This window comes from Paraburkholderia sp. D1E (genome assembly GCF_052682275.1).
Map to the genome: position 1 here is coordinate 8287945 of NZ_JBQYMB010000001.1, position 17485 is coordinate 8305429.

Here is a 17485-nt window from a genome sequence, read left to right on the forward strand (position 1 = left end):
AACCATCCGGCATTTTCGGCGCCTCGCCGAGGCGAAGCCGATGGCTCCCACCATGCCTAAACGAAGCCCATGTTTCCCGATGGCCCCTTCCGGCGAGCGCGTAGTGCGAAGCGGGAAGCATGACTGCCTTGTCACTAACGTGGAGTGTGCGAGAACACTGATTCCAGATGCACCACTACCGCGACTGCGCGGGGGACCCGCTTAAGAATTAGCGGGGTGAGCCGCTTTCTCTTGCTTACTTCTCTTTGCGGCGGCAAAGAGAAGTAAGTGCCCGCCCCGCACAGGGGCGAACGCTAATAGACCAATAACAAAACAAGGAAAGGCCAACGCCGCAGGCATACAGCGCCACGCAGGCAAACAAATCAAGAAAAATCCAAAGAAGCCAGATCAAGAAAAAACCCATCGCCGTAGGCAACCAAACGAACAAACCCCGAGCACGCAAACCAAAACCCAAAAAAGCGATAATAGAACCCCACCCGCCGAAGGCAAAAACCAGAAGCAACCCCTGATGATCATCCGCCCACATCTCCATTGGTTCCGCATGCTGCTGGCCTGGCGGGGTTCTGTCCTCCCGCAGCTCCTGCCGCGTTTATTCCTGATCTTCTGCATTGCGATCGTCGCCGTAGCTGCCCATGACCATCTGCTGCCGGTCTCGCTCAACATCAACACCACCGCCCCGTTCTCATTGGTCGGCATCGCCTTAGCCGTCTTTCTGGGCTTCAGGAACAACGCCAGCTACGACCGCTGGTGGGAAGCCCGCAAACTGTGGGGCCAACTGCTGAACGACGCTCGTTCGCTGACCCGTCAAGCAGTAACGCTGCCAAACAAGCCACTGCCCAAAACAGAAATCGAGGCATTCACAGCGGTTCTCTGCGCCCTCCCCCATGCGTTACGTCACCAGCTCCGCAAGAGCGATCCGAGTCAGGATCTCGCCGCACGGCTCCCGAAACCATTATTCGACCGCGTCATGGCGTCGCGCTATAAACCGGCGACGCTGGTGCTCTGGCTAGGTGAATGGGTGCAGCGCCACGCACAAGCAGGCGCAATCGATCCCATGGCAGTACTCGCCTTCGATCGAAACCTGAATGGACTGTCGGATATCATTGGCGGTTGCGAGCGCATCGCGTCGACGCCGCTGCCTTTCGCGTACTCGGTGATGATTCACCGCACGGTGTATTTCTTCTGCGCGTCGCTGCCGTTCGGACTGGTCGACAGTATCGGGATCTTTACCCCCGTGTTCGCCGTGTTCGTGGCGTACACCTTCATGGCGCACGAGGCGATCGCATCGCAAATCGAAGAGCCGTTCGGCACCGACGACAACGACCTCGCGCTCAACATGATGTCGGTTTATATTGAAGACGCCACGCGTGACCTGCTCGGCGAGCCGGCCCTGGAGATGCCCAAGCCGGAAGCTGAAGGCTACATGCTTAATTGATAGCGTCGCGGCGCAAGTGCGGCCGCGTGGTCGGAAAAATGGCAGCAGGCGCTGCGCAAACGCGCCGATAAATCCCGATGCTCGATCAAGCGGCCGGACCGGCAACGCTCAATCGTTGCCGACCGTCTCCGACAGGCGCTTGAGCGTCGCCACCCGCGCACCGATGATATCGATGCGACTGCGTTCATCGATCACCGGCGTAGTGGCGGCGAGATACGCGGTCCAGGCCCTTTGTGCGCGCACGAGCGTCGGACGCGAGCGCGTCGGCATCTTCGACTGCAAGCGGTGGTAATAGCGGTTCAGATCGAACATGGCGTGTTCGCATTGCGCGTCCGCAGTACAGGCGCGCGGACGATGCGGCGGGTCGCCCCCGGCGCTGATCCCGGCCACCGCGCTTCGCAACGAGAGTGCGCGGTCACGCACCGGCTGCAACTGCATGTCGGCTTCGGCCAACACATACATCGAGCCGCGCGTCGTCGCAAACACGGCCGCGAGCAACTGCTTCTCGACATCGCGCGAAGCCTGCCAACTCGCCTGACTCTTTTCCCACGGCTTACGCTGCGCCTGCGGCAACTTCGTTTGAAGCTGCTGCCACGCACTGTCCAACGCAGCCTTCCAGCCGATCCGCGCATTGTCCATGCATTGCACTTGCCCCGCCGTCGACGACATGTCGCTACGCGCAAGACAGGTGCGCATCGACGCGTCGATCGGATCAGCGGCGGCGACTTCGGCATGCGCCTGAAGCGGCACGACGCCGAGCACCGCCGCCGACATCGCCGACGCCAGGGTCAGCGCGCCAAACGCGCGCCGCCAGCCGTCAGCGCTCGGCAGAAACGTCACCATCCACATCGTCAGGCGCGCACGCAATCGACGAAGTATTCGATGCGCCCGTTGATGGTTTCGCCGACAAGCCCGTGGATATCCGTGTGGAAACCCGGGAAACGTTCGTTGAACTCGCGCGCGAAACGCAGATAGTTGACGATGGTCTTGTTGAAGCGCTCGCCCGGAATCAGAAGCGGAATGCCCGGCGGATACGGCGTCAACAGGATCGATGTGACGCGGCCTTCGAGTTCGTCGATCGGTACCCGGTCGATCTCGCGGTGCGCGAGCTTGGCGAACGCATCCGACGGCTTCATCGCCGGTTCCATGCTCGACAGGTACATCTCGGTCGTCAGGCGCGCAATGTCGTTCGCGCGGTAGACGCTGTGGATCTGATCGCACAGATCGCGTAGCCCGACGCGTTCGTACATCGGATGATGCGAGACGAAGTCGGGCAGCACGCGCCACAGCGGCTGGTTGTTGTCGTAGTCGTCCTTGAACTGTTGCAGTTCGGTGACCATCGAGTTCCAGCGGCCCTTGGTGATGCCGATCGTGAACATGATGAAGAACGAATACAGGCCGGTCTTTTCGACGATGATGCCGTGCTCGGCCAGATACTTCGTGACGATCGCAGCCGGAATGCCGGACTCGCCGAAGCCTCCGTCCATGTCCAGACCCGGCGTAACGATAGTCGCCTTGATCGGGTCGAGCATGTTGAAACCTTCGGCGAGCGGGCCGAAACCGTGCCACGCGTCGTTCGGGCGCAGCATCCAGTCTTCGCGCGAGCCGATGCCTTCTTCGGCAAACTGGTCCGGGCCCCACACCTTGAAGAACCAGTCGTCGCCGTATTCAGCGTCGACCTTGCTCATCGCGCGCCGGAAATCGAGTGCTTCGGCAATCGATTCCTCGACCAGAGCCGTACCGCCAGGCGCTTCCATCATTGCCGCGGCCACGTCGCACGAGGCGATGATCGCGTACTGCGGGCTCGTCGACGTATGCATCAGATACGCTTCGTTAAAACGATGCTTGTCGAAGCGGCTGTTCTTCGAATCCTGCACGACGATTTGCGAGGCCTGCGAAATGCCGGCCAGCAACTTGTGCGTGGAGTGCGTGGCGAACACCAGCGCGCCGATGCGCGGACGGCCCGCACCGATCGCGTGCATGTCCTGATAGAACTCGTGGAACTCGGCGTGCGGCAACCAGGCTTCGTCGAAATGCAGGGTGTCGAGCAGATCGCCCAGCATCTCCTTGATCATTTCGACGTTGTAGATCACGCCGTCGTACGTGCTTTGCGTAATGGTCAGAATGCGCGGTTTCAGATCCGGGTTCCTGGCCAACGCTTCGCGGGCGAACGGATTCGCCAGAATCTTCTTGCGGATGTTTTCCGGCTCGAATTCACTGCGCGGAATCGGACCGATAATGCCGAAGTTATTGCGCGTAGGCGTGAGGAACACCGGAATCGAACCGGTCATGGTGATCGCGTGCAGGATCGACTTGTGGCAATTGCGGTCCACCAGCACGATATCGCCCGGCGCAACCGTGCCATGCCAGACGATCTTGTTCGAAGTCGACGTGCCGTTGGTCACGAAGAAGACGTGGTCGGCGCTGAAAATGCGCGCAGCGTTGCGTTCGGAGGCTGCAATCGGGCCGGTGTGGTCAAGCAACTGACCGAGTTCGTCGACGGCATTACAGACGTCCGCGCGCAACATGTTCTCGCCGAAGAACTGGTGGAACATCTGGCCGAGCGGGCTCTTCAGGAACGCGACGCCGCCCGAGTGCCCCGGGCAATGCCACGAGTACGAGCCTTCGTCCGCGTACTGCACCAGTTCCTTGAAGAACGGCGGCGCGAGCGAATCCAGATACACCTTGGTCTCGCGGATGATGTGGCGCGCGACGAACTCCGGCGTGTCCTCGAACATGTGGATGAAGCCGTGCAGTTCGCGCAGGATGTCGTTCGGCAGGTGGCGCGAGGTGCGCGTTTCGCCGTACAGGAAGATCGGAATGTCCGCATTGCGGCGGCGCACTTCAGTCACGAACGCGCGCAACGCGATGATCGCCGCCGCCAGTTCCGGCGTCTCGCCTTCCACCACGACGTTATCGACGTACGGCAGCAGCTCGTCGTCGTCGATTGACAGGATGAAGCACGACGCGCGGCTCGACTGCTGCGCGAACGAAGTCAGATCGCCGTAGCTCGTCAACCCGAGCACTTCCGCGCCTTCTTTCTCGATAGCTTCGGCCAAAGCCCGGATGCCGGAACCCGAGATGTTCTCGGAGCGAAAATCTTCGTCGATGATGACGACGGGAAAACGAAACTTCATGGGCGATTCTCCAAAAAGAACGACCGCTGCATTTGACTAAGCAGCGGTCACCCGAATAGCTGGTGGGTCAGTGCCGCCGGGCGTCACGTCTTGGGTAACGTGACGCCGTGCTGACCTTGATATTTGCCGCCGCGATCCGCGTACGACGTTTCACAAATCTCGTCGCTTTCGAAAAACAGCACCTGGGCGACGCCTTCGTTCGCGTAGATTTTCGCAGGCAAAGGTGTCGTATTCGAGAATTCCAGCGTGACATGTCCTTCCCATTCCGGCTCGAACGGCGTCACGTTGACGATGATCCCGCAACGCGCATACGTGGATTTACCCAGACACACGGTCAGGACGCTGCGCGGAATACGGAAATACTCGACGGTGCGGGCCAGCGCGAACGAATTCGGCGGGATGATGCAAACATCGCCCTTGAAGTCGACAAACGACTTCTCGTCAAAGTTCTTCGGATCGACGATGGTCGAGTTGATATTCGTGAAGATCTTGAATTCGTCGGCGCAGCGAATGTCGTAGCCGTAGCTCGACGTGCCGTAGCTGACAATCTTCCGGCCGTCTTCGGTGACGCGGACCTGATCCGGTGCAAACGGCTCGATCATGTTGTGCGACGCGGCCATGCGCCGGATCCACTTGTCGGATTTGATAGTCATAGGTGAACGCTGCTCGACTTGAGTGACAGGTGTGTGACGGGTAACAACCCGGTAGGTACCGGGCAACTTATCGGCAAACTCTCGGGGAAGAGCCTGAGCGGAACGCCGTTCAACGGGCGCCGCCGGACTGTGCCCCGGCTACGCTTCCCGCAAGCTGGGTGCCTCAGCTACGTGCTCCGAGCCAGACGCCCCCAGCTACGCGCCCCGGACTAGGCGCCCCCAACGAAAGGCGCTTATTTTACGCGATCGCGAGAATGCTGCTGCGGGTATGGCCTGGGAGCGCCGCAGCGCACGTCCAGAAGCCGTTGTGAGGCTGTCAAGCCTCAAGCCGCCCCGCACGCAGATGACACACACGACGGGTGGACAGTCACTGGCGAATCAGCCCGCACGCGAGCGCGGGGCCTGCCCCAAGTTGCGGATAGGCGTAAGGGTCGGTCGCGTCGTGATGCAGCAGCACCGCGCGTTGCAACACCGAGCGGATACCGTCCAGCGACACGTCCGGTGCAACGATGAAGCCGCTGGCCACACCGTTCGCGTCCGCGTGGATGTTGCCGAGATCGCCTTCGACCCGGGCACCTGCTCTCAGACGCTCGGCTGCCGGCGAGAACACCTGGCCGGCGCTGGAGCCGTCGGCGGCATTGCAGTCGCCGCGCTCATGCACTTGCAATGCGTGGTCGCTATTGGGCGGCAAGCCCGCGAGATTGTAGGTGACCTGCACACCATCCGAACGCTCGATGAACGTTACGAGGCCGCGCGCCTGATTGCCCACGGTGGGCAGCAATTGCGCGTCAGCACGCTTTTCCTGTGGTCTCAGGAACGTGCTGCAGCCGCATAACAGCATGCTGCTGGCAGCCAGAACGATGAACGCATGCACCGCCTGCCCGTCGATTCGTTTTCCCATGCGATCCTCTTGCCGGCCTGGCGGCCGCCCCTGCGGCCGCCGAGCCGAACTTGTGAAGTCGACATGATACCGCGAGACCAGGCGAAAATTGACGCCTTGGCCCCGCTTTGGCCCTCGTCCGAACGGCTACTCAGGTGTTCTGGACGACGATGCTGGGAAACTTCGAAGTCATGTCGCGAGCCCGCTCGGCGATATGGATCGCAACTTTACGCGCGATCGACCGGTAGATCTCGGCGATACGCCCTTCCGGATCCGCCACGACAGTGGGTTTGCCCGAGTCGGCCTGCTCACGGATAGCGATATCGAGCGGCAAGCTGCCGAGCACGTCGACGCCGTATTCCTTACCCATCCGCTCGCCACCACCGGCGCCGAAGATATGCTCTTCGTGGCCACAATTCGAGCAGATATGCATCCCCATGTTCTCGACGATGCCGAGGATCGGAATGCCGACCTTTTCGAACATCTTGAGGCCCTTCTTCGCGTCGAGCAGCGCGATGTCCTGTGGCGTCGTGACGATCACGGCGCCCGTCACCGGCACCCGCTGCGACAAGGTCAGCTGAATGTCGCCGGTGCCCGGCGGCATGTCGACGATCAGGTAGTCGAGATCTTGCCAGTTGGTCTGCCGCAGCAGTTGTTCGAGCGCCGAGGTGGCCATCGGGCCACGCCATACCATCGGGTTATCCTGCTCGATCAGGAAGCCGATCGAGTTGGCCTGCAAGCCGTGGCCGGTCATCGGGTTCATCGACTTTTCGTCCGGTGATTCGGGACGGCCAACAATCCCAAGCATCATCGGCAACGAGGGGCCGTAGATATCCGCATCGAGGATGCCGACCGACGCGCCTTCGCTCACCAAGGCCAGCGCGAGGTTCACGGCGGTCGTGCTCTTGCCGACCCCGCCCTTGCCCGACGCCACCGCGACGATGTTTTTAACGTTCGGTAATAGTTTGACGCCGCGCTGCACCGTGTGCGCCGCGATGTGCTGGGACACCTCGACACCCGCGTTTGCCACGCCGGGAATGGCCTTCAGCGCGTCGGCGAATTGCGTGCGGATCGCTTCAAACTGCCGTTTGGCCGGATAGCCGAGTACCACTTCGAGGCTAACCGTGTCACCCTCCACGGCCACGTTCCTGATGTTCCTGGCAGCCGCGTAGGACTTGCCCGTGTTGGGGTCAGTGACGGCCGCGAGGGCGGCGTCGACCAATGCCCGATCGATACTCATTGACACTCCGTGGGGAACACTTGCGGCGCGGTGGAATCCAAGTTTCGGCCACACGCCGGAATTTGAAAAAAATTGTTAGACAGCATTGCTAAAACCTGATGCGCCGTGCACCCTTCGGGCAGGCGGGACGCCATGGGGTCGCATCGCTGCGTACTTCAGTCATCATTGTAGTGGTTGACGCCAAGCCTTGCCGGAAGACCCTTCTCCACTGTCGGACCGGGATCAGGGAAGGCGCAGGATTCTCGTATTGTCGAGTAGTGCGCTTTACGACCGTCACGTTTGGCGGATAGATTTATCGCTTCCACCCGCTTCACTCAAGAGGAATCAAAAAATGAATGCAAAAATCATGACTCGCCTTGCCGTTTTTGCCGTTGCCGGTTCGTTGCTGGCAGGCTGCGCAACCCAACAAGGCACTAACACGGCTGTCGGCACGGGCGTGGGCGCCGGCACCGGCGCGGCGCTTGGCGCGATCTTCGGCGGCGGCAAGGGCGCAGCGATCGGCGCGGGCGTCGGCGCTGCGGTGGGCGGCATTACCGGCTACAACTGGCAAGCCATTCACAACAAGCTGTCGGGCGCCACCAAGGGCACCGGCACGCAGATCACCGAGCAGCCGGACGGCTCGCTCAAGCTGAACATCCCGAGCTCGGTCACGTTCGACACCAACAGCTACGCAGTCAAGCCGTCGTTCGCGCCGGTGCTGGATCAACTCACGCAGACCATGCAGCAGAATCCGGAACTGATCGCCCAGGTGGTCGGCTACACGGATAGCACGGGTCAGCCGGCTTACAACCAGACGCTGTCGGTCAACCGCGCGCAAAGCGTGACGGGCTATCTGGGGCAACGCGGCGTGGCGCCGCAACGCCTGTCAGCTGAAGGCATGGGCCAGAACCAGCCGATCGCCGACAACAACACCGAAGCCGGCCGTGCTGCAAACCGTCGCGTGGAAATCTATCTGCGCGCTACGGCTCAGCACGCAACGCAATAACGGTCGAACTCGAACGGAGATGAAGAAACCGGGCGCCGGGCAACCGGGCGCCCGGTTCTTGCCACAGGCGGCCGGTACACCGTAAAAAGCGGAGGAAAGGAAAACTCGCACGAGAACGAAAAAAATTCGAACTCTGCCGAAAATCCGCGGTCTGTCTTTACGGTACGTGGCTGGCAATTGCCGTCGCGTCACCATTCTCCTCTTGTCGTTGTTGCTCCGGGGTTAATAGCCCCGGTTTTTTTTGGGCGCACGGTTTTCGCCTCGCAGGAAGTCCCTTTGGGGGACACACCTGCCCGCTCATGCAACCACTCAGCCGGCCCAGCCCGCGCCGGGCGCCTGCCCTGCTAGAATCAACGTTTCGTCCCACCGCAGGCTCCCACCATCCTTATGTCAGCACCCGCAACCGATCTCTCCGCCGGCGCGCCGTCAGGCCGTCGCCAGGTTCTCGTCACGTCAGCCCTTCCGTATGCGAACGGGCAAATCCACATCGGTCATCTGGTTGAATATATCCAGACGGACATCTGGGTCCGGACGTTGCGAATGCACGGGCACGAGGTCTACTACGTGGGCGCGGACGACACACACGGCACGCCGGTCATGTTGCGCGCGGAAAAGGAAGGTCTGACGCCGAAGCAGCTGATCGACCGCGTCTGGCAAGAACACAAGCGCGATTTCGACAGCTTCGGGATTTCGTTCGACAATTACTACACGACCGATTCCGAAGAGAACCGCGTGTTGAGCGAATCGGTCTACCTTGCGCTCAAAGACGCCGGCCTGATCGAAGCGCGCGACATCGAACAGGCATACGACCCCGTCAAGGAAATGTTCCTGCCGGATCGCTTCATCAAAGGCGAATGCCCGAAGTGCGGCGCGAAGGACCAATACGGCGACAGCTGCGAAGTATGCGGTTCGACTTACCTGCCGACTGATCTGATCAATCCGTATTCGGTCGTCTCAGGTGCCACGCCGATTCGTAAGACCTCGACGCACTACTTCTTCCGTCTATCCGACCCGCGCTGCGAGAATTTCCTACGCGCGTGGGTGGGCGGTCTGGCACAGCCGGAAGCCACCAACAAGATGCGCGAATGGCTCGGCGACGCTGGCGAAGCCAAGCTCGCCGACTGGGATATCTCGCGCGACGCGCCGTATTTCGGCTTCGAAATTCCGGGCGCGCCGGGCAAGTATTTCTACGTGTGGCTGGACGCGCCGGTCGGCTACTACGCGAGCTTCAAGAACCTGGCCGTTAAGCGCGGCCTCGATTTCGACGCGTGGGTCCGCAAAGGTTCGACCGCCGAGCAGTACCACTTCATCGGCAAAGACATTCTGTATTTCCACACGTTGTTCTGGCCGGCCATGCTCGAATTCTCGGGCCACCGCACGCCGACCAACGTGTTCGCGCACGGCTTCCTGACGGTGGATGGCGCGAAGATGTCGAAGTCGCGCGGCACGTTCATCACTGCGCAAAGCGTGATCGACACGGGCCTGAATCCGGAATGGCTGCGCTACTACTTCGCCGCCAAGCTGAACAGCACGATGGAAGACCTCGACCTGAACCTCGACGACTTCCAGGCGCGCGTGAATAGCGATCTGGTCGGCAAATATGTGAACATCGCGAGCCGCGCCGCCGGCTTCCTGATCAAGCGTTTCGAGGGCCGTGTACAGGACAGCGCGATGCAACATCCACTGCTCGCCACGCTGCGCGCCGCCGTGCCGCAAATCGCCGCGAATTATGAGGCGCGCGAGTACAACCGCGCGCTGCGCCAGACCATGGAACTGGCCGACGCGGTCAATGCCTACGTCGACACCGCCAAGCCGTGGGATCAGGCGAAAGACCCGGCTAACGCCGTCGCGTTGCACGAAACCTGCAGCGTGAGCATCGAGGCGTTCCGTCTGCTGTCGCTGGCGCTCAAGCCGGTGCTGCCGACGCTGGCGGAAGCGGTCGAAGCTTTCCTCGGCATCGAGCCGCTGGTGTGGGCCGACGCGAACGTGCCATTGAGTTCCACGCGTCCGATCAACCCGTACAAGCATCTGATGACACGCGTCGATCCGAAGCAGATCGAGGCGCTCATCGCAGCGAATCGCGATTCGCTGCAAGCCACGCCGGACGCTGCGGCCCCGGCAGATGCGAAAGCCAAGTCGAAGGCCGCGAAAGCAGTCGCCGCGGATAAGGAGGAAACGACCGGCGTCATCTCGATCGACGACTTTGCCAGGATCGATCTGCGCATCGCAAAGATCGTCGACTGCAAAGCGGTGGAAGGCTCGGACAAACTGCTGCAACTGACGCTCGACATCGGCGAAGAGAAAACGCGCAATGTGTTCTCGGGCATCAAGTCGGCCTATCAGCCAGAGCAACTGGTCGGCAAGCTGACGGTGATGGTCGCGAACCTCGCGCCGCGCAAGATGAAGTTCGGCATCTCCGAAGGGATGGTGTTGGCGGCCTCGGCCACCGACGAAAAGGCCGAAACAGGTCTCTACGTACTCGAGCCGGATAGCGGCGCGAAGCCGGGCATGCGCGTGAAATAAAGCGCGCGGCGTTGACCGCTGCAAGTACAAACAGAAACGGCACGCTTTAAAAGGCGTGCCGTTTTTTTGTGCCGGCGCGTTGCTCAGCCCACTTCAATCACCGCCCTACGATCACCACCGGATCCGGTCGAAGCGCCGCGTATAAAGCAGTTCCAAGCCGTCGAACGTGCCGCCATAAGCCGCAACCGACCAATAGCGCGTCAGATGGACTGTTGCCTTGATCGCATTGCTCGCCGACTGCAGGCCCTGCTCGTAGCCGAGCACGAGCCACTCGTTGATCGCTTTCGACACCATCACCACTTGCGGATCGGTCAGCCCGACTTCGCTTTGGCCGATCGAAAACTCGTCGAGACCGAAAGTCTGCGCAATCCGCTTGCCACTCGCGCTGCCGAGCAAGGCGAGCGCAGTCGTCATGGTGCTTTGCTGCCCGAGGTTGTTGCCCTGATCCGTGCCGTGCCCGAACAGCAGCCACGAGAGCTTTTCGTTATCCGCCACGTTCGGCTCGGAGACCAGCTTCGCGACCGGGAACTGAACCGTGCCCGTGACCTGCACACCCGCCTCGACCTGCTGATTGCGACGCATTGCCAGGATGTTGATGCCTGGATTGGCCACCGGACCGTTGAACGTGAAGAAGCCGTTCTCGATGTTGAGCTTGCGGCCGAACGCAGTGTAGGTCGAGCCCTGCGTCACGCGGACATTGCCGACCGCGCGCAACGGCAGGTTCGGCGCGCTCATCGCAGTGATCGTGCCGCTCAGGCCGAGGTCCGCACCTTGCCCGCGGAAACGGAAGCTGTTGCCGAGACTGATGTCGATATTGGCGCGCGGCGCGAACGGACCGATCGGCTTGTTGGTGCCGGCGACCGCGGGTGGCGGCCGCTCGCCCGCCACCGTGCCGTCGGGACGCACGATCACCACATCGTCACCAAGCTTTGGCGCGGACTGCTCGGGCATATCGAACAACGCGTGATCGACCACGAATTTGCCGTTGATTGCCATGCCGCCCTCTGCGCCGGCGTTCGCCACGCTCGCGCTGCCCGACAGCGACAGATTGCGGTCCGGCGCCGCGAACAACTCCAGCTTATCCGCGACGATGCTCGCGGACAGATCCGGTTCCGCGCCATCCAGACGCACGCGGCCGGTGGCGCGCAGCGTGCCGCTCGCACCGTGAAACTCGACCTGCTGGAAGTCCACCAGATTTTGCGACAGTGCGATACGTACGACACCGTCCTTCAACTGCACGCCCTGGTCGACCATCGTCGCCGACAGACCATCGCCGAGTAGCGACCCCGTCAGGTTCGGCTTGGCGACCGTGCCGCCGAGCGCGAGTTTCAACGCGAGGTGGCCATCGAGCAGATAGCTCGGGCCGAACAGGCCGCCGGTTGTTTTCAGCGACGGCACGTTCGCATTCACATTGCCGCTGACCGCCCCCTCTTCGTTGACGCTCAGGAAGCCGTCGCGTATGACGAGCGTGGTGTGCGCATCAGCGTCGATTACGCCGATGCGGCTGGCTTGCGCGTGGACGGTCGCATTCAGCCGGTTGCCGCCGCTGAATTCAGCGCGCGCACTCATATCCGTAATGCCCAGCGAGGCCAAACCACGGCCAATTTCGACCGTGACGTCGCCGCCGCGGCGCTTCAACTGAATGTGGCCGCTCGCGGTGCTGCCGAGCGCGAAGTCCCAGTCGCTATCGAACACCAGATCGGTTTTGACGGCCGGCGGCGTGCCGGTAATTTCGCGCCGCAAATCCTGCAGGCGCGCGAGCGAAATGTCGGTCAGCGTGCCGGCGGACTGGATCTTGCCGTGATCGAAGGCGAACGATTTCAGGCTTAGCACTGCGCCTTCTAGCGTGAGGCGCGTCGCGCCGAGCGTCAGGCGGCTCGGCCCGGCGCTCACGGCGAGCGGCGACTCGAGATTCAACGCAGGGGTGCCGCGATTCTGCAGGCGGGTCACCGTGCCGTCCCAGCGCGTGCCGTCGCGTGCTTCGGTCAGCTTGCCGTTGGCCGCGAGCGTCAGATCGAGCGGACGGTCCTGCAGCTTGCCGGTAGCCGCCGCCTCCAGCGTATGGCTTGCGCGCGTGCCGGACAGGCGCGCGGTAAGCGTGGTCAGATCGACGCCGCCGGCGCTGAGATTGCGCGCGTCGGTCGTGAAGACGAGCGCGCCGTTCGCACCGTCGCGCAGTTCGGCGTGACCTTCCGCATGGCCGATGCGGTTACTGCTGAACACCACACTGTCTGCCTTGTAGTTCAGCACCACATTCGGATGCGCGAACGAGCCGGTGACATCGCCATCCGCGGCGACGAGCCCGGCGAGGCCGAAACCGAGCCGCTCCAGTTCCGGCGCATCGACACGAAAACGCAGCCGGTCCCCGCGCGCGCCGAAGCTGCCTTGCAAGTCCACCTGATTGCCCGCCACCGAGAGATTCGCGCGGCTCGGCAAAATCCGCGAACCGGCTAGCTGGACCACGCCGTTGCCCGTCAACGGCAGGCCGTCGTAGACGCTCGGGCCGAGTTTGAATTCGGCCTTGGTGGTAAAGACCGGGCCAAGCATGCCGGCCGCGGTGAGCGTGCCGTTCACGCGTGCCTCGATCTTGCGGGTTGGCGGCGCTTTGGACGGCCTGGGCGGCGGTACTTTGCGCTGGACGACTTCGGTCCGCACCGCTGCCTTGGCCGTATTCTTGACCACCGCTGCGGCTTTGTCGCCGGGCGCCGCGCTTTTCGCGCCGGCCGTGCTGCCCGCGAGTGCCGCCGCTTCGTTCGTCTGAGCCGCCTTCGTGGCCCGAGACGCTTTCGTAGCCTGGGCCGCCTTCGTCGCTCTGGCGGATCCCGCCGCGGTGGTCACCGGCGTGCGCGACGGCATCTGCGAAGTCAGCGTCAACGGATCGAAATCGGTCAGTTGCGCTTTCAGGCTATAGGTGGAATTCGCGTCGTGTTTAAGCGCGCCGGACAGATCGATGCGACCTTTGCCCGACGTGACGCGAACGTCGTTGAAGCTCATTCGCGCGGGGTCGAAGGTCACCTTGCCTTGCGCGCGCAACCCTGCTTTCGGGTCGGCGAGATCGAGGGTCAGGCTTTGCACGTCGTCGTTCAGACGGATGCCGATCGGACCGGAAAGCTGGGTGGGCCGCACGGTCGCTTCGAGCGCGTTCAGATCGAGCCCGGCGACTTGCAGATCGAACTGGCCGCGCTTGCCGGTCAGCACGCCACCACCGGTGAGCATGGCGCTCTTCACGAGCCGTACCTTCAGGTTCGAGATGCGCTGCGCCTGGGCGTCGAGACGCACATCGGTTTGCGCGTCGATCAGAGGCAGCAGGTTCTGGTCGATCGCACCAGGTTTGGCGTTGACAATCGAGACGTGGCCGGCGACGGCGAAACCTGCGGCGGCCTTTTCTGACGCATCGGTGTTGACGCCGCCTTTGCCGTTTTTGACGACGGGCGGCCGGGCCATGCCGGCAGCGTTGTCCTGGCCCGCGCTATTGCGACCGGCCGCGCTGCTGGCACTGGCGGAGCTCGCGCCGCCAGAAGCGCCGGCGGGACTCGCCGTACTTGCTGCGCCCAACACCACCGCCCCCGCCGCATCCTGCCCCACGGGCGCCAGTTCCGCCCGCACCGCCAGATCCGCCAGCGGCGCGCCGGGCGCAAAGGCCTGCGGATTGACGTGATCGAAAGTCAGCGTGGCGCGTTGCAACGGCACGTCGCCGAATGGCGTCGCCTCGACCCGCGCATGGCCGGCGAGCTTCATGCCGCTGCTGGCATCGAGTTCGGCGACGAGATTCTCCAGCGAGCCGCTCAGATGGCCACCCACCTGCACCGCCTCGTTATTGACCTTGCCGGAATAGCCTACATCGCCGGTCAGCGGAAACGGCCGCGCCCCGTCGAGCTTCGCCGCCGCCGTTACCGCGCCGAACGGCGTGTCCAACCGCTCGATCGCGGCCTCATGGTGCTGGCCGTCGCTACGGCCATGAAACATGAAACGGGAAAGCTCGGTAGTCGACCCGCCCTGGCGCAACAGCAGTTTGTCGACCTGCACGTCGCGCACCTCGAGTTGCATCGGCAAGCGCAAGTCTTGCGGCAGTTTCAGCGGTCCGCTGCTACTCGACGACGAAGAACCAATGCGAGCGTCGATCGTACCGATATGCAGATAGTCGATCGTGAAGCGCCAAGGCTTGTGCGTCAGTCCCCAACGACCGGCCACGCGGTCGATCTGGATATCCGTGCCGCTGCCGTCGAGACTACGCCAGCGCACCTGCCGGAGTTGGACGCCATTCGAAATCGCGCCGCTCTCCAGGGTGCCGGTCAGTTTTCCGCCGAGCAGTTTGACGGCCGCCTGCCACGCGTAAGCCGTCCCGCGCTCAGTCGTCAGTGCGCCGTACAGCAGGCCGATTGCCACGGCGACCAGCAGCACGAGCACGGCTACCGTCCACGCAAGCGCTTTCAGCAGCACCCGGCCGCGCCGGCGCGCAGGCGGCGGCGCGTCGGGCGGAGGCTGCTGTCCTGGCGGATGAGCGCCGGGCGGCTGCGCAGGTGGTTGGGCGGAAACGTCCGTGGTCATGCGTGGATCATGTAAGAGCAGGTTTCCATCAGAAGGCAATGCCGAGCGTCAGGTACGGCCGCACGCTCCTGTTGCGGATCCCGTAGGCGACATCGACATTGACCGGGCCGACCGGGCTGCGCCAGCGCGCTCCGACGCCGACGCCGGGATAAAAAACTTTCTCGCCCCAGGTATCGGTGGCGGTGCCGACGTCGAAGAACGCGGCTGCACCCCAGTCGTGACTGAACCAGTGCTGATACTCCGCCGCCGCCGTCACGAGATACTTGGTGGGCAGCACCGAACCGTCGACGTCGTTACCGATGCTTTGATAGCCATAGCCGCGCACCGAATTCGAACCGCCCGCGCGAAACAGCAGCGAAGCCGGAATGCCGCTCGAACTGCCGCTCGTGAACACGCCGCCGAGCTCTGCACGGAACAGCACAAGGTCTTCCTTGCCGATCGGCAGGTACTGCTGGCCGCGGGCATAGCCGCGCGCGAACGTCTGGTCGGTCAGCACGCCTTTGACCGCGAAGCCGGCTTCGACGTGAATCAGATTGCCCGAGCGCGGGAACAGTGGATCGTCGGTATTGCGGCGGGTCCATGACCATGACGGGACCAACGCGCGGCTGGTGGTCGGCGCAATCGCGTTCTGGTCGAGCCGGTCCTGGTAATACAGGATCGAGTAGTTGTAGTCGATGAATTGCGACGTCCGGGCTCGCTGCAAGCCGCCGCGAATGCTGTAGATGCGCGTGTCGGACACGTCCGTGGTGGTGTAGGACGCCAACACACTATTGGTCCATCCACGCGGCCCTGGCGGCATAGCGAGCTGGATTTGCCCGTATTGCTGAATCTGATCGAGGCGCCCGTCGACCGTGAACGGCCACGCCTTGCCGAAGGTGTCGAGATACGAATACGAGCCCTGGACCAGCGGGCCGTTGTCGGTCGAATAACCGACCCCGCCGCGGATACTGTTGTACGGATATTCCGACACTTTCACGTGCACCGGCGTGTCGACCGGCTTGGCCGGATCGCTATCCACGTCGATTGCAACGCTCGCGTAGTAAGGCGTGTTCTGCAACTGCCGCTGCAATTCAGTGACGCGCTGTACGTCATAGATGTCGCCGACCGAAATCGGATTCACATTGTCGACAATCTGTTCCGGATAGCGCCGCGTACCGGACACGTCGAGCTTGCCCATCGTGAAGGTCGGGCCGCTCTCGTATGTAACCGACAATTTCGCTTCGTGCGTGCGCGGGTCGATTCGTGCCTCGGAATGGTAGACCTTTGCGCCCAGGTAACGGCGCGCCTGCAACGCCTTGAGCGATGCGTTTTTCGCGTCGTCCCAGTCGCCTTGCGAAAACGGATCGCCTTCATGCAGTGAAAACGCGAAGCGCGCGGCGTTTTCCTGTGCCGGGTCTTCGGTCAGCACCGGGCCGCGAAACGACAGTGAAATCGACGTGATAAGGGTTTGCGGGCCGGGATCGACGCTCACCGTCACGCGCTTTTTGTCGTCGACGGTTCGCACGTCAGTACGCACGACCGGCGTGAAATAGCCCTGCGTGGCGGCCAGATCGCGCACCTGCTGGGGGGTGGCGGTGATCAGAAACTCGAACTGGTCGTCGCTGATGTCGGGGCGTTTGGCGAACCGCGCAACGTCCAGGTGCGCTTCGAGCAGCTTGCGCAGCGAGCGCGGCGTGGCTTCGATATCGACCTTGTAGCTGGCGGCCGCGCGCCGTGCTGCGTGCGCGTCGGCCGCGGCAAGCATGAGCATGACGACGCCGAATGCCAGCCACGCGCGCAGCCAGCGCCGCACAGGCATGAGATGCCCGCGCTTAGTACCGGCATTGTCGCGCCGCCCACACGGCTTTTCGATCGCACATACCGCCAAACAGGACCTCCGGCCGTAGTTGATGAATTCTGTCGCTCGCGCTCGCCGCAGCGGTCGAAGCTCGCTATTTGACCACATCGGCGAGACCGCGCCATCTCTAAAAAGGGCGTTTGCAGGCTGACGCATGGCGCCCCCTCCGGCTTGTGCGCCGCACCTCATGCGGCATGCGTAGTGACGCCCGCCCGGCCGCGCAACCCGGATTCGCACACCACCCCGC

The 17485-nt window shown here is 62.7% G+C and carries 11 protein-coding genes; 3 read left to right on the forward strand and 8 right to left on the reverse strand.

Annotation, left to right across the window (positions count from 1 at the left end; translation table 11 throughout):
* Positions 1-235: 235 nt before the first annotated feature.
* Positions 236-526: a hypothetical protein gene (locus ACUN0E_RS37295; RefSeq protein ID WP_445569747.1), complete on the reverse strand. Its 291-nt coding sequence runs from the start codon at positions 524-526 to the stop codon at positions 236-238.
* On the opposite strand from ACUN0E_RS37295, the gene ACUN0E_RS37300 reads away from it, so the two are divergent.
* Positions 509-1435, forward strand: a complete 927-nt coding sequence (locus ACUN0E_RS37300; protein ID WP_445569748.1) for a bestrophin family protein — start codon at positions 509-511, stop codon at positions 1433-1435. The two genes, ACUN0E_RS37295 and ACUN0E_RS37300, sit on opposite strands and share 18 nt — an antisense overlap.
* A gap of 108 nt (positions 1436-1543) precedes the next feature.
* Here ACUN0E_RS37300 and ACUN0E_RS37305 read toward each other — a convergent pair whose 3' ends face one another.
* The 5 genes from ACUN0E_RS37305 to apbC all read right to left on the reverse strand — a co-directional run bounded on the left by ACUN0E_RS37305 (position 1544) and on the right by apbC (position 7345).
* A complete protein-coding gene (locus ACUN0E_RS37305; RefSeq protein ID WP_445569749.1) occupies positions 1544-2278 on the reverse strand; it encodes a lysozyme inhibitor LprI family protein in 735 nt (244 codons plus the stop codon).
* Positions 2279-2286: 8 nt separating this feature from the next.
* Positions 2287-4572 carry an Orn/Lys/Arg family decarboxylase gene (locus tag ACUN0E_RS37310; RefSeq protein ID WP_408237539.1) on the reverse strand — a complete coding sequence of 762 codons (2286 nt, stop codon included), beginning with the start codon at positions 4570-4572 and terminating at the stop codon, positions 2287-2289.
* Between the two features lie 83 nt (positions 4573-4655).
* On the reverse strand, positions 4656-5225 hold the full coding sequence (gene dcd, locus ACUN0E_RS37315) for a dCTP deaminase (protein ID WP_325044312.1): 570 nt from the start codon (positions 5223-5225) through the stop codon (positions 4656-4658).
* A 367-nt stretch (positions 5226-5592) separates the two neighbouring features.
* Positions 5593-6126: a superoxide dismutase family protein gene (locus ACUN0E_RS37320; protein ID WP_408237536.1), complete on the reverse strand. Its 534-nt coding sequence runs from the start codon at positions 6124-6126 to the stop codon at positions 5593-5595.
* Between the two features lie 130 nt (positions 6127-6256).
* Positions 6257-7345 carry an iron-sulfur cluster carrier protein ApbC gene (gene apbC, locus ACUN0E_RS37325; protein WP_445569750.1) on the reverse strand — a complete coding sequence of 363 codons (1089 nt, stop codon included), beginning with the start codon at positions 7343-7345 and terminating at the stop codon, positions 6257-6259.
* Between the two features lie 331 nt (positions 7346-7676).
* On the opposite strand from apbC, the gene ACUN0E_RS37330 reads away from it, so the two are divergent.
* Positions 7677-8330, forward strand: a complete 654-nt coding sequence (locus ACUN0E_RS37330) for an OmpA family protein (RefSeq protein WP_408237530.1) — start codon at positions 7677-7679, stop codon at positions 8328-8330.
* Between the two features lie 387 nt (positions 8331-8717).
* Positions 8718-10853 (forward strand): methionine--tRNA ligase, encoded by a 2136-nt coding sequence (gene metG / locus ACUN0E_RS37335; protein ID WP_445569751.1) that lies wholly within the window; start codon positions 8718-8720, stop codon positions 10851-10853.
* A gap of 111 nt (positions 10854-10964) precedes the next feature.
* Here the strand turns inward: metG and ACUN0E_RS37340 are convergent, their stop codons facing one another.
* Positions 10965-15401: a translocation/assembly module TamB domain-containing protein gene (locus tag ACUN0E_RS37340; protein WP_445569752.1), complete on the reverse strand. Its 4437-nt coding sequence runs from the start codon at positions 15399-15401 to the stop codon at positions 10965-10967.
* A 28-nt stretch (positions 15402-15429) separates the two neighbouring features.
* Positions 15430-17268, reverse strand: a complete 1839-nt coding sequence (locus ACUN0E_RS37345; protein WP_408237521.1) for an autotransporter assembly complex protein TamA — start codon at positions 17266-17268, stop codon at positions 15430-15432.
* Positions 17269-17485 lie beyond the last annotated feature (217 nt).

Excerpts from the sequence above, each read along its gene's own strand:
- ACUN0E_RS37300 (WP_445569748.1), top strand. The coding sequence starts at position 509 with ATGATCATCCGCCCACATCTCCATTGGTTCCGCATGCTGCTGGCCTGG.
- ACUN0E_RS37295 (WP_445569747.1), bottom strand. The coding sequence starts at position 526 with ATGTGGGCGGATGATCATCAGGGGTTGCTTCTGGTTTTTGCCTTCGGC.
- ACUN0E_RS37305 (WP_445569749.1), bottom strand. The coding sequence starts at position 2,278 with ATGGTGACGTTTCTGCCGAGCGCTGACGGCTGGCGGCGCGCGTTTGGC.
- ACUN0E_RS37310 (WP_408237539.1), bottom strand. The coding sequence starts at position 4,572 with ATGAAGTTTCGTTTTCCCGTCGTCATCATCGACGAAGATTTTCGCTCC.
- dcd (WP_325044312.1), bottom strand. The coding sequence starts at position 5,225 with ATGACTATCAAATCCGACAAGTGGATCCGGCGCATGGCCGCGTCGCAC.
- ACUN0E_RS37320 (WP_408237536.1), bottom strand. The coding sequence starts at position 6,126 with ATGGGAAAACGAATCGACGGGCAGGCGGTGCATGCGTTCATCGTTCTG.
- apbC (WP_445569750.1), bottom strand. The coding sequence starts at position 7,345 with ATGAGTATCGATCGGGCATTGGTCGACGCCGCCCTCGCGGCCGTCACT.
- ACUN0E_RS37330 (WP_408237530.1), top strand. The coding sequence starts at position 7,677 with ATGAATGCAAAAATCATGACTCGCCTTGCCGTTTTTGCCGTTGCCGGT.
- metG (WP_445569751.1), top strand. The coding sequence starts at position 8,718 with ATGTCAGCACCCGCAACCGATCTCTCCGCCGGCGCGCCGTCAGGCCGT.
- ACUN0E_RS37340 (WP_445569752.1), bottom strand. The coding sequence starts at position 15,401 with ATGACCACGGACGTTTCCGCCCAACCACCTGCGCAGCCGCCCGGCGCT.